This window comes from Niastella sp. sgz303648, assembly GCF_059587045.1.
Genome location: NZ_JCAPSW010000004.1, coordinates 596,585 through 610,032 on the forward strand (window position 1 = coordinate 596,585; position 13,448 = coordinate 610,032).

The following is a 13,448-nucleotide window of genomic DNA, read 5'->3' on the forward strand; positions in this document are numbered from 1 at the left end:
AAGGCCGAAAGTCAGTAAAGACCGAAAGTCCGAAAGAAAGATACTTTTAATGTAAGATTCTTTCGGACTTTCCTCCCGGTAGCTATCGGGACGGACTTTCGGACTCTTTCGCACTATTCTTTCAAAAACTTCTTCTCAATAACCGCCAGTTGATCAGCTTTCAGTGAAGACGTTTTTTTCAGCACTTTTATAAAATGGGCTACTTCTTCTTTCGTTGCCGGACAACCGGTATTTTCACCACGCGTATCTAAACCGGCTCCATCGGGCCTCATCTGGCAATCGCCCAGTAAATTTCCTTTTGCATCAAAAACAAGCCAGAAGGGAATGCCCTGTTTTTCGCCGTTGTACTTTTTGAGCACCTCTTCCCCACCTGCATTTTCGAGGTCCTTTTTATCTTTCGATTCCATTACGGTAAGATGCTCCACCACATAATTATCAGCAAAAAAACTCCGGCAGTCAACACTGTTCATAAGACTATCCATACGATGGCACCAGCCGCACCATGAGGCATGAAAAATAATGAATACGTTCTTATGTTCTTTGCCGGCACGATTCATGGCATCTTTCAACACAGCATTGGCAGGCGGCGGTGTAGTTTGTGCAAAACCGGCAGCAGCCACTAAAAGCAAAACCGGCAGGAAAAGGTTTTTACGTATGATCATATGGGGTGGTTTATAAAGGTAATTTAGGAAGAAATCCGGTAGTCCTGCATTTTTCCTACCCGGCAAGTTTTAATTGAGCAAATCGATTATTTGAGCTTTTTGCTTTTGCTTAATCGTTCAAAACGGTCGTTTAATCTTTCAAATATGCCATTCAATCCTTCAAATTGATGATTTAATCCTTTAAATGAGCGATTTAATTCTTCAATTTGGTCATTTGATCCTTTAAATGAACGATTTAATGGTTCAATTTTGTAATTCAAACCTTAAATCAGCGATTTAATTCTTCAATTTGGTCATTTGATTCTTTAAAAGAGCGATTTATAGTTCAAATCGGATAATTCAATCCTTAAATCAGCGATTTAATTGATCAAATCAGTCATTTAAAGCTTCAATGCTATCATTTAATCCTTCAAACCGGTCATTTAATCTTTTAAATAGCTCATTTGAAGAATTTTGCTATTATTTAATTCTTCAAATTGATGATTTCATTGATCAAATCGATCATTTAAAGCTTTTTTGCTACCGCTTAATGCTTCAAAATAGTCCGGTGTTGGATCTGGTTACCTGGAAGGTTATGCGTTCACCTGAACTTCTTCGCGGGCGAGCCCCATTTCACAGCAGAATTGCTGGCCATTTGCCCTGTGCTTCAGGAGATTTGCTATCAATAAGGTAACTATGGCAAAACCCGATACGATGAGGTTGAGGTATTTGCCCAATAAAGCAAAAATATTGGTTTTGCCTGCAATTTTACCGCTTACCAGGGTGCCAATGGTCCACACGGCAACTTTATCGGCTTTCGGATTAAAATCGGCATAGGCATTTCCTTCCGAAAACGACACCATATGCATTAGTTTCTGCATGTCGTTTTTCAATAACGGTTGTTGAGCTGCCGGGGATTCTGCAGTTAATGATACTATGCCACTACGGCCCAGCACCCGTATATTATAACTGAAAGAAGGTTCGCTTTTTTGATTGGTTTGAACTTGTTTTGCCCAGCTTAAAATGTGATCATTTTTATTGTAAGCAGGTTGTTGCGCCCAGCGCACAATGTGTATTGGTGCATACCCCAACTTTTTTCGTTCAGCATTTTCATTAACCTCATTTCTTTGCAGGTTTCTTAACACCTGGTCATAATCAATTTTGTTGGCGTCGCCATCTTTCACATGCCCTCTTGGTTCATATTTAATAACAAACGCATAGGAATCTTTTGCAAACGGATCCTGCGATTCGGGAAAAAGCATACCTGCCAGATCGGGCTGGGGCGACCGGTGCCATACTTCACTGATGATGTATTTGCTTTGTTCGGCGTTCAGAAATTTATATCCGGTGGGAATAGTTAATTGTACAATGCCTTTGGCAACACGCACCACGCCGGTCTCGTATTGCAGCGGCGGCTTTGTGGCCTGTAACGGATCTCCTGCCTTGGTACGGATTGTACAGCAACAGAGCATGACAATCCACAGAAAACTGGTTTCTCTCATTATTTGCTGGTTGGTTGGGCTTTGCTCTGTCACAATTAAGCATCTTTCCGGCAGATAAAAAAGTTTCAGGCCATTATTTTTTCAACCAGCAGATAGAAACCCTTAGGATTTTAAAAAAGCTCCCGCAAAGGCCTTTAGAGCCACAAATGTTATGTTTATGGTTTGAGGTTTATGCCCGCCCGGATGACCCGGTCGGACGGGGTTTGTAGTTGCTGCCGCACTAAATTGTGTTTCTGGTTTGTAGTTTACGGTTTGTGGTTGCTGCCGCGCTTTGGAAACTCATTGTTAAACTCCACACCTTTCAGTGCAACAGGATAATAATTGCACGGCAAGATTAACTGAAAGAACCACAAACCATAAACCTCAAACTTCAAACTGAATTAAAGAACCTCAAACCATAAACTGCTTTGCCGCGTATCTTCGGTATAACAAATTAAAAATTACTTAATAGCAGGCTCTTCAACGCCTCATAATCCGGCGCCATAACATGACTTTTCTTTTTCAGTTGAAGTTGCGCCTGAATGGCATCGGGAACCGGCACCTGCTCATTAATAACAGGCTCTACCACATCGTAAAATTTTACCGGATGCGCTGTTTCCAGAAAGATGCCCTTATCATTGCTATGTTGCTGCAAATACCGTTGCAATGCAAGGTAGCCAACAGCGCCATGCGGATCGGGCAGGTACTTAAATTGCGCGTATACTTCTTTGATCACCGCTCTTGTTTCATCGTCGGTAATACTGTAGCCGGTTAACACTTTTCTTAAATCGCCTAATTTATGATGAAACAGTTCGAGTATGCGAACAAAGTTGCTGGGGTTGCCTACGTCCATCGCATTGGATATGGTGGCGATGGCTTTTTTCGGTTGATATTCTCCGTTTTGCAAAAACGCAGGCACTACCGCATTTGCATTACAGGCAGCGATAAAATGTTTTACCGGTAAGCCTGAACAATAAGCCAGCAAACCGGCGCATATATTGCCGAAGTTTCCGCTGGGAACCGAAATCACCGGAGGGTTGTTTTTATCGGACCATTGTTTGTATGCAAATGCATAATAAAACTGCTGCGGCAACCAGCGCGCTACATTGATTGAATTGGCCGAGGTTAAAAATATTTTTTTAGTCAGCGTTTCATCTACAAATGCCTGCTTTACCAATTGCTGGCAATCGTCGAATGTGCCGGTTACTTCAAGCGCATGAATATTTTTTCCCAATGTGGTGAGCTGTTTTTCCTGAACCGAACTCACTTTGCCCGAGGGGTACAGTATCACCACTTCAACACCGGGTACATTATAAAAACCATGGGCAACGGCGCCGCCGGTATCGCCCGATGTGGCTACCAGCACTACCACTTTTCCACTACGCTCCTTTGCAAAATATCCCAGGCAGCGGCTCATAAAACGGGCGCCTACATCTTTAAACGCAAGGGTTGGACCATGAAAAAGTTCCAGTGAAAATATGTTGTCATTCACCGGCGCCAGTGGAATGGGAAAGTTGATGGTTTCTGTTACAATACCACGCAAGGCATCGTCGGGAATAGTGCCGGCAACATAAGGATGAATGAGGCGAAAGGCTATCTCTTCATTACTAAAGGTTTTGATCTTATCAAAAAAAGCCTTTTCATGAACGGGAATTTCGTAAGGGAAATACAGGCCTTTATCGGGCGCCTGTCCTTTTATAGTAGCCTCTTTAAAATCTACATCAGGTGATTGTTTATTTAAACTGTAGTATTTCATGGTGAATCGTGAATGGTGAATAGTCAATCGTGAATGGTCAATGGTGAATCGGCAACCCGAAACTCAGCACCTCATTCTTATTACTTATAATTTATTACTTAAAACTTATAACTCAACACACTTCGCCCCGTTATAATTGATCATGGTTACATAAGTCTTAAACTCAATGCCCAGTTTCGTGTACACATCGATCATTACCTTCTCTACATGTTGAGCAACGGATTCTTCTTTGCTCAGCATAAAGATCGACGGACCCGAACCTGAAATACCGCCACCCAGCGCGCCGGTTTCTTTACTGTTCTTTTTTACTTCATCAAAGCCGGGGATCAGTATGCTGCGCACCGGTTCAATAATCACATCTTCGAGCGAACGGCCGATCAGGTCGTAATCGTTCTTCATAAATCCTGCTACAAGGCCGGCGATATTTCCCCATTGTTTAATAGCAGCTTTCAATTGCACCTCTTTGCGTAGTATTTGCCGCGCATCGGAAGTACGCACTTCTATTTGCGGATGCACTACCGTTACATATAAAGGGGGCGCTGTTAACTGTACAATATCGAGCGGAAAAATTGAGCGTATTAGCGTTATGCCTCCATAAATGCAGGGAGCAATGTTATCGGCATGTTTTACGCCGGAAGCTACTTTTTCGCCATTCATGGCAAAACGCACAAGGTCTTCTTTCGAAAACGGATTGCCCAGCAATTGATTGGCGCCAACTACGGCGCCTGCCGAACTGGCCGCGCTTGAACCCAAACCACTGCCTGGTTTTATTCGTTTGTCGATGATTACTTCAAAGCCAACCGGTTCTTTACATTCTTCTATTAATGCCAGCAATGAAGCACCGGCAACATTTTTTTCAGGTTCTACCGGTAATTTGTAACCGTCGGAGTGCTGAATCACCAATCCCGGCTCATTACGCAATCGTAAGGTCATTAAATCCTGAGGTTCCTGCAGGGCCATACCCAGCACATCAAATCCGCAAACCAGGTTAGCCACGGTGGCCGGTGCAAAAACTTTTATACTTCCATCCTTTAAAATACTTTTCTCATTTGCCATTTTGAATCGTTTGACTTTATTTAAGTCAGTGTGAGTAAACCACCCTCGCTGACATTTTACATTTTTCCATTTTCAAATTTGCACATTTTCAAATTTTCAAATTCTAATGTGCTGCTCTGATAATATCAGCAAACACCCCCGATGCAGTTACTTCGGCACCAGCTCCTGCCCCTTTTACAACAAGCGGTTGCTCGGGATAGCGGTTGGTATAAAACAGCACCACATTATCTTTACCATACAGGTGATAAAAATCGCTTTTCGGATCAACATGCTGCAAGCCTACCGATGCTTTCCCGTTTTCGTACCGGGCCACGAACTTCAGTTTCTTTCCTGCTTCAGACGCCTCTTTGTAAATTTCCTTAAAGTGCGCTTCCTGCTTCTCCATTTCCTTATAAAAATCATCTACACTGCCTACCATACACGAAGGCGGCATAAATGTTTTGTTGCTGATATCTTCCATATCGATGCGCTCACCTGCTTCACGTGCAAGGATCATTATTTTACGCATTACATCGGTACCGCTCAGGTCGAGCCGCGGATCGGGCTCCGTGTAACCCTCATCCTGCGCTTGTTTTACTACCTGTGCAAAGCTGCGGGTGCCATCGTAATTATTGAATACAAAGTTCAGCGTACCGCTTAACACGGCTTCGATCCTGTTCACCACATCACCGCTGCGCATGAGGTCGTTTAAGGAACCTATCACGGGTAAGCCGGCGCCTACATTGGTTTCGAACAAAAAGAAAGCATTGTATTCGCGCGCCAGGTCTTTTAGCTTTTTATAGTAGGCAAAGGCCGAAGAACAGGCTACTTTGTTACAGGCTACTACCGAAATGCTTTTGGCAAGCAGCTTATCATATACCTGCGCCACCATTTCATTGGCAGTAACATCGGCGAAAACCGAATTGCGCAGGTTCTTTGAACGGATGGTTTCAATAAATTTAGAAAGGTCCATTGCTTCGCCCTTATCGAGTTGTTCACGCCAGTTATTCAGATCAATGCCTTCATCGCTGAACACCATTTTTTTACTGTTGGCCATACCTACTATGCGTACCTGCAATCGCAAATGTTGTTGCAAATACAGTTGCTGCTGATGCAACTGGGCAAGCAGCTTACTGCCTACATTTCCGGTTCCTGCAACAAACAGGTTAACCTGTTTATAGGTAGTTTCAAAAAAATCTTCGTGTAATACGTTGATGGCTTTTTTTACATCGGCAGCTGAAATAACCGCAGAAATATTTCTTTCAGAAGATCCCTGGGCTATGGCGCGTACATTAACACCGTTGCGGCCAATGGCGCCAAACATTTTTCCGCTGATACCGGGGTGGCTTTTCATATTGTCGCCCACAAGTGCTACAATGGCCAGTCCTTTTTCAACTCTTAATGGCTCTACCCTGCCGGTTTCTATTTCATGGGCAAATGTTTTGTCAATGGCCAGCTTCGCTTTATCGGCAAGGCCTTCATCTATACCCACGCAAATGGAATGTTCCGAAGAACCCTGTGTAATCAGAATTACGTTAATGAGGTCGTTGGCAAGCGACTCAAATAATCGGCGCGAAAAACCGGGTATGCCTACCATGCCGCTTCCTTCGAGACTAAGCAGTGCAATTTTATTTATGCTGCTGATACCGCGAATATTGCTTCCGTTTTTGTGTACATCATTTTCTATGAGCGTACCATGATCTTCGGGTGCAAAAGTATTTTTGATCCACACCGGAATATTCTTACTCATTACGGGCTGAATGGTTGGCGGATAAATTACTTTGGCGCCAAAGTGCGACAGCTCCATAGCCTCCTGGTAAGAAATATTCGGTAAAATTTTAGCGTTGGGCACTAACCGTGGGTCGGCAGTCATCATACCGCTTACATCGGTCCATATTTCAAGTGATTGAGCGTTTATGGCGCCGGCAATAATAGCAGCAGTGTAGTCGCTGCCGCCGCGGCCCAGCGTGGTGGTATTGCCTTTGGCATCGGCCGCCACAAAACCCGGTACAATACATAAATTGCTTACGGTTGCCGCAAAGAAATCGTTACAAAGTGAATTGGTAACGGCAAAGTCAACTGTGGCATGGCCGTAATTTGAGTCGGTGCGTATCAATTCACGCGAATCGACCCAACTGCTTTCAACACCCTGTGCATTCAACCGGGCAGCAACAATTTTTGAAGATAATAATTCACCAAAACTTACAATACGGTCTTTGGTGCGGGCGCTTAGTTCGCCCAGTAAAAACACCCCGTTGCAAATGTCTTCAATTTCGTTACAGCGTTGTTTTACCCAGCTTAATACACTGCTTTGCTGTGTAACGGGTATCAGTGCTTTCACGCCTTCAAGATGACGCTGTTCAACTTTCTGAAGCAGCTCTTTGTAACTTTCATCGCCCGATGCAGCCAGGGCGCCGCTTTGTAATAAAACATCTGTAACACCCCCCAAAGCCGATATCACCACAATCGTTTTACCTTGTTGCAAGCGCCCTATTGCCTGCTGTACAATGCTGGTAACTTTATTAATGTTTTCGGCATTTGCTACTGAAGTACCGCCGAATTTTAAAACCTGCATAACCTGAAAATTAATTTGATTTGAAATTAGTTGTATTTCGACTGAAATGTGATTTTGAATTTTAAATGCTGCCTTTTCGAATGCACTCATCACAATTCTCTTTCAGAGAACAAGTTAGGCAAAAACCCCAGTTGGTAATATGGAAATGTACAACCCTTAACGGGTTGTTGTAATAGTCGTTGTTGTAGCAGTGGATGCTACGCAGGAGGATGAAATTATATGACGACTAATTACCACTTTTTTGTTTGAATACAATCAAAGATAACACGAACAACCGATAACAACTGTTAGTTTTCAGTTTTTTTTGCCCGGCGGCATTTTTTCACTGCCCTTAAAATGCAGTGGCAGCACGGGTTTTATGTCATCACGTAAAACAAATTCATATGAAGGTGCTCAAATTAATTTTTATAACGTACTTTCATTCCCCGATTTTGGTTGCTGCTTGCTGTATTTTTGCATAATTGCCATAAACTTGAAATTACATGGATCATCAGTCATCAAGAGGACTGCAGCAATTTAAAAATTACGTAGGCATTAAGTTTCAGCTCTACAACAGCCTGTTTACCTCTCTTCCATTTCATCGCATTGAAAAGACCGGTATTCTGCTTTCGCTATTATTAAATAATTGTGAAGAAGGATACAAGAAGAAGCAAAGCCCCGAACAGATTATCGAGGAATTTTTTGAAAAGCATACTGCTTATACCAGGGAGCAGGATAAGCTCGACCTGTTGTTCCGCTTTGTTCAATACGTTGAACGGCAGGTAGTTTTGTTCGATGCGCTGGAAGATGCTTCTTTTAAGGAGATCAATGATTTAAGTGGCATTGGCACTTTAAAATACCTCGAAGCCGAAGTAACGCAAAAGAACCTCCAGGAAAAACTGTCTGAAAAACTGAAGGATTTTTCCATTCGCATGGTGTTAACGGCCCACCCCACTCAGTTTTATCCCGGGCCTGTTTTAGGTATCATTCATGATCTGTCGAAAGCATTGGCCGAAAACAATGCCAGCCAGATCAATATGTACCTGCAGCAGTTGGGCAAAACGCCTTTCTTTAAAAAACAAAAACCCACCCCATACGATGAGGCGATTAGCCTTATCTGGTATCTCGAAAATGTATTTTACCAGGCAGCGGGCCGCATTGTGAACTTCATGAAAAGCCAGTTCCCGCAAATGATACCCGACGAAAACCCGGTAATTACTATGGGATTCTGGCCCGGTGGCGATCGCGACGGCAACCCGAACGTTACAGCCGATACCACTCTGAAAGTAGCCGATGCCCTGCGTGGCAGTATTATTAAATGCTATTACCTCGATGTACGGCGTTTAAAAAGAAGGCTCACTTTTAAAGGTGTAGATACCATACTGGCCGACCTCGAAAAACAGTTGTACGAAAATATTTTCATTCCCGGTCAGCGTACCTTCCTCAGCAAGCAGGGTATTCTGGATGCCTTATATAAAATTCGTGAGATACTGATTTACCAACACAACGGTTTGTTTCAGCACCTGGTCGACGGGCTGATCAATAAAGTAAATGTGTTTGGACTGCATTTCGCTTCGCTCGATGTTCGCCAGGAAAGCAGCGTTCATAACAAAGTGCTGGAAGCCATTGCCCAAAAATCAGATATACTTCCCGGTAACTATGCCGAACTGAGTGATGGTGAAAAGAAAAAATTATTATCTGCCGCCAGCGACGATATCGGCGGACATGTTTTCGAAGACGGTATCGTAAAAGATACGCTGCTCACTATAAAAGCTATCAAAGAAATTCAGCAATACAACGGTGCGGAAGGTTGCAACCGCTACATCATCAGCCAGTGCAACAGTTCATTGAACGTACTGGAGGTGTTTGGATTATTCAAACTCAGCGGATGGAAAAAAGATGAGCTGAACATTGATATTGTACCGCTGTTCGAAACCATCGATGATTTGCAGGAAGCAGCCGACATCATGCAGGAATTGTATGAGAATGAAGTTTACCGCGCTCACCTGAAAAAACGGAGCAACCGGCAAACCATCATGTTGGGCTTTTCAGACGGTACCAAAGACGGCGGTTACCTGATGGCCAACTGGAGCATTTATAAAGCCAAAGAAAGTCTTACCAGCATTTCGGCAAAGTATGGCATCGATGTGGTGTTCTTCGACGGCCGTGGAGGCCCACCCGCACGCGGCGGCGGCAAAACGCATAAGTTCTATGCCTCGATGGGAAAAAATATTTCGAACAAGGAAATACAACTCACTATACAGGGACAAACCGTTAGTTCGAATTTCGGCACCATCGATTCGGCGCAGTTCAATATTGAGCAGTTGTTAAATGCAGGCATATCGAACGATGTGTTGGCCGACAATGATAAAATTCTTTCCAAAGAAGAAGAAGACCTGATAGGCGAACTGGCCGTGGAAGGTTTAAAAGCCTATAATGACTTAAAGAACAATCCCGATTTTTTAAATTACCTCTCGCATGTAAGTCCGCTTAGGTTTTACAGCGAAACCAATATCGGCAGCCGGCCCGCAAAACGCGGTTCCTCTTCGAAGTTATCGTTGAAAGATCTGCGGGCTATTCCTTTCGTTGGCGCCTGGAGCCAGCTGAAACAAAATGTAACCGGTTATTACGGCGTGGGCACTGCTTTGCAGGCTCTGGATAAAAAGGGCAGACTGGGTGATATCAAAAAAGTATATCGCCACTCGATGTTCTTTAAAACGCTTATGGATAACTGTGAAATGGCCATGAAAAAATGTTTCTTTCCCTTAACCGAGTACCTGAGCCAGGACCCGCGTTACGGCGAAGTATGGAACATGATTTATAAAGAATACGAGCTAACACAACGGTATATTTTCCAATTGTCGGGTAAAAATGAGCTGATGGCCGACTACCCGGTTGAGCAGTTATCGGTTCAAACGCGTGAGCGCATCGTATTGCCGCTTACTACCATTCAGCAATTTGCCATTGCACGCATCAGGCAAATGGAAGAGCAAATGGCGCAACCGCAGCACAAGGAAATATTTGAAAAGCTGGTTATCCGCAGTTCGTTTGGAATTATTAATGCGGGAAGAAATTCGGCGTAGTTGTGAATGGTGAATAGTCAATGGTCAATAGTTGGTACCTATTGGGAACGTGCAGTTCTAATTAGAGAGCCCATTCACCATTGACCATTCCATTGACCAAAAAAACAAACGCACCCGGCGAAACGGATGCGTTTTCTGATAACTAAAACAACGGTAATGAAAAAAAGCATTAAATACTATTTCATTATATTACCGCACAGCATTTAGTTAGTTTGGGTCATTGTTAATTATAAAAACTATGGCGTAATAATATCAATATGCAATTGCCAACAGGCAATTTGCAAATGAAAAATTTTAAACATCGATCTCCGTTGTCAATTGCCAATTGCAAATTGCCAATTGACTTTGCAGCTTTCTTCTTCTTCAAATTTCTATTTATATGCAATCGGTGAAATGATGCCAGGCGCGGGTATTGCACGGTTTTGCGTGCAACAAGCCGGGACGGCTAACACAGATGCTAAAATTACCTGCCATGGACCGGCATTGTTGTTTGGCTATGATAAGCCTATACCCAATCTTCATTCCTGCCGGAAAGAAGAAAAGGGTAATACAAACGCCGCAGATCCAAAGCAGATAGTTTTGGGACAGGTGTAACCCTGCAAAAGAAAAATGAACAGTATGCTGAAAGAAAGAAATATAAGCAATTGGGGTGGCAGGTAAACTACAGGCAGGTAATGGGATAACAGTACATGCAATTAAAATAACTCCAACTGCACGGCTATCAACCAAGAACCCCCTGATCAGGCGTGTAAGCTTCCTTTGCGAAATTGAAACAGCCCCCATAACCACCCATTTTAATATTAAAAATAATACAATACGTGTAAAACGGAAATAATTAAGTCACATTGTATCAATTTCAAACAGACATATATATGCCCTTTTCAAAAATACCATTTTTTTGTGTCATCATGTAAACTACATACTATATAAAATTAATTATAATATGTAGTTTGACAAGGATATTTCCTTCCATATTCAGGAAATATCCTTGTCAAATTTCACTTATTATGAGTAGGCCGGTTCACTTTGGTGTTCGGTGTGCCCGGTTTTGTATGCCGGCGTGGGTACTACAGTGCCTTGATGCGGATAGGCCTCGGTACCATGTTCAAACACATCCAGGCCGCCGGGACTGGTTTCGCCTTTTGCTTCAACCCGCAGATTCCACGGATGTGGCAACTGGCGAATAATCCACATCAGCGCAAATGCAACCACAAAGGTGCCCACCGTTATTATGGCGCTGCCAACGAACTGAGCTTTTAGCACAGACCATCCTCCGCCATAAAATAAACCTGCTACAGGAGCAGAATTATCGGCTCCAAAAGGCCCCGTAGCGCCATATTTTCCGCAAGCAAAAAATCCGAGCGACAAGGTTCCCCATATACCGGCGAAACCATGCACCGCAACCGCTCCTACAGGATCATCTATACGAAACCATTCAATAAGCCAGGCACCTGCATACACTACAAAACCTGCGATAGCGCCCAGCAAAATGGCTCCCAGCGGGCTTACCCAATAACAGGGACAGGTAATGGCAACAAGACCGGCCAGAAATCCATTGATAGAAAAAGCCAGGTCGAATTTTCCTTTTGTAGAACCCCACCAGAAAGCTGCCAGCATAGCGGCTAACCCGCCTGTACAGGCTGCCAGCGTGGTATTGGCCGCAACACGACCAATACCCTGAGCATCCAATGCTGATAATGTACTACCGGGATTGAAACCATACCAGCCAAACCATAATAAAAAGCCCCCTACTGCTGCCACAGTAAGGTTATGAGGAGCAGGCATGCCGCCACCGTCGCGTGCAAAAACACGCCCAAGACGAGGCCCCAGCACCATAGCGCCTGCCAATGATATTACTCCGCCAATGGTATGCACCACTGTAGATCCTGCAAAATCACGGAAAGGTTGCCCCAAAAAAGGAAGAAAATTACCGGCACTACCCATGGTAACCAGAAAACCATCTGGTCCCCAGGCCCAATGGCCGATAATAGGATATATAAAACCGGTTACACCCAGACTGTAAAGAATGTCGCCCCGAAAACTGGTACGCCCGATCATAGCGCCCGAAGTAATGGTTGAGCAGGTATCGGCAAATGCAAACTGAAATATCCAGTGCGCCAGTAATGGAACGCCGGTAGCTTCATATGTATCAGGAGCGCCCGACAAAAAGAACCAGTGGGTGCCTATAAATCCATTGCCATGACTGAACATAAATGCATAACCGATAGCCCAGAAAAGGATACCACATAAACAGGTATCAAGTATACACTCCATTAAAACGTTAACGGTCTCTCTCTGACGGGCAAATCCGGCTTCGAGCATAACGAAACCTGCCTGCATGCCGAACACCAGAAAAGCAGCCACCAGTGTCCAAACGGTATTTACCGAATTCACAAGTGCCGTTTCATGTGGCGTATAACCGGTTTGCGCATGGGCAGGTGTGCCCAGTATACCGGGCAAAAAGATCATTGCTAAAAAAACAATCAACAGGCCGATCATCTTCCCTATGAAAATGGTTGACCCAAGTCGCCACTTTTCAGCGCGCGTTAGCTGAACGGCAGGGCTCAGCAAATTTTTACCTCGTTTTGTAAAAAAAGGAAGAACGCCAGGAAGGCTGGCAAACTTTGTTTGCATGTTTTTAAAGTTTTAGTTGGGGTGAACAATACAAGTTCAACTGGCGGTCGGGCCAATTTAACTTATTACTCGCCGGTCGTTTCTTTATGGTTTAAACTTATATCTGACACATATAAGATGATCAAACTATTCAACACCTGTGAATCAAATCCGGAGGCCCAACCTTAAAAACACTAAACAATCTTCTGATAGCTTCAATACTAATACATAACACAATCAATAAAGAGCTTCAACTCCGGTTCTTGTAAAACCTGTTTCAGTGAT

The 13,448-nt window shown here is 43.7% G+C and carries 8 protein-coding genes; 1 reads left to right on the plus strand and 7 read right to left on the minus strand.

Translation table 11 applies throughout. The annotated features are described in order from the left end of the window. Positions 1–113: 113 nt before the first annotated feature. From AC59IL_RS15145 to thrA, 5 genes are all read right to left on the minus strand, one after another. Complete coding sequence (locus AC59IL_RS15145) at positions 114–662, minus strand: thioredoxin family protein (RefSeq protein ID WP_496552994.1); 549 nt, start codon at positions 660–662, stop codon at positions 114–116. 572 nt (positions 663–1,234) lie between these two features. Next, a complete protein-coding gene (locus AC59IL_RS15150) occupies positions 1,235–2,143 on the minus strand; it encodes a DUF2167 domain-containing protein (protein WP_496552995.1) in 909 nt (302 codons plus the stop codon). A gap of 433 nt (positions 2,144–2,576) precedes the next feature. After that, complete coding sequence (gene thrC / locus AC59IL_RS15155) at positions 2,577–3,878, minus strand: threonine synthase (protein ID WP_496552996.1); 1,302 nt, start codon at positions 3,876–3,878, stop codon at positions 2,577–2,579. Between the two features lie 105 nt (positions 3,879–3,983). Further along, complete coding sequence (locus tag AC59IL_RS15160) at positions 3,984–4,934, minus strand: homoserine kinase (RefSeq protein ID WP_496552997.1); 951 nt, start codon at positions 4,932–4,934, stop codon at positions 3,984–3,986. Between the two features lie 103 nt (positions 4,935–5,037). Further along, positions 5,038–7,488 carry a bifunctional aspartate kinase/homoserine dehydrogenase I gene (gene thrA / locus AC59IL_RS15165; RefSeq protein ID WP_496552998.1) on the minus strand — a complete coding sequence of 817 codons (2,451 nt, stop codon included), beginning with the start codon at positions 7,486–7,488 and terminating at the stop codon, positions 5,038–5,040. 482 nt (positions 7,489–7,970) lie between these two features. Here thrA and AC59IL_RS15170 point away from each other — a divergent pair, with 482 nt between their 5' ends. Beyond that, positions 7,971–10,550: a phosphoenolpyruvate carboxylase gene (locus AC59IL_RS15170; RefSeq protein WP_496552999.1), complete on the plus strand. Its 2,580-nt coding sequence runs from the start codon at positions 7,971–7,973 to the stop codon at positions 10,548–10,550. Positions 10,551–10,925: 375 nt separating this feature from the next. Here the strand turns inward: AC59IL_RS15170 and AC59IL_RS15175 are convergent, their stop codons facing one another. Both AC59IL_RS15175 and AC59IL_RS15180 read right to left on the minus strand, forming a co-directional pair. Beyond that, complete coding sequence (locus AC59IL_RS15175) at positions 10,926–11,333, minus strand: Na+/H+ antiporter NhaA (RefSeq protein ID WP_496553000.1); 408 nt, start codon at positions 11,331–11,333, stop codon at positions 10,926–10,928. A 222-nt stretch (positions 11,334–11,555) separates the two neighbouring features. Further along, positions 11,556–13,184 carry an ammonium transporter gene (locus AC59IL_RS15180; RefSeq protein ID WP_496553001.1) on the minus strand — a complete coding sequence of 543 codons (1,629 nt, stop codon included), beginning with the start codon at positions 13,182–13,184 and terminating at the stop codon, positions 11,556–11,558. Positions 13,185–13,448: the final 264 nt, after the last annotated feature.

What these genes read in the sequence shown, in the direction of transcription:
- thrC (WP_496552996.1), bottom strand. Translation starts at nt 3,878, where the DNA reads ATGAAATACTACAGTTTAAATAAACAATCACCTGATGTAGATTTTAAA.
- AC59IL_RS15170 (WP_496552999.1), top strand. Translation starts at nt 7,971, where the DNA reads ATGGATCATCAGTCATCAAGAGGACTGCAGCAATTTAAAAATTACGTA.
- AC59IL_RS15175 (WP_496553000.1), bottom strand. Translation starts at nt 11,333, where the DNA reads ATGGGGGCTGTTTCAATTTCGCAAAGGAAGCTTACACGCCTGATCAGG.
- AC59IL_RS15145 (WP_496552994.1), bottom strand. Translation starts at nt 662, where the DNA reads ATGATCATACGTAAAAACCTTTTCCTGCCGGTTTTGCTTTTAGTGGCT.
- AC59IL_RS15160 (WP_496552997.1), bottom strand. Translation starts at nt 4,934, where the DNA reads ATGGCAAATGAGAAAAGTATTTTAAAGGATGGAAGTATAAAAGTTTTT.
- thrA (WP_496552998.1), bottom strand. Translation starts at nt 7,488, where the DNA reads ATGCAGGTTTTAAAATTCGGCGGTACTTCAGTAGCAAATGCCGAAAAC.
- AC59IL_RS15180 (WP_496553001.1), bottom strand. Translation starts at nt 13,184, where the DNA reads ATGCAAACAAAGTTTGCCAGCCTTCCTGGCGTTCTTCCTTTTTTTACA.
- AC59IL_RS15150 (WP_496552995.1), bottom strand. Translation starts at nt 2,143, where the DNA reads ATGAGAGAAACCAGTTTTCTGTGGATTGTCATGCTCTGTTGCTGTACA.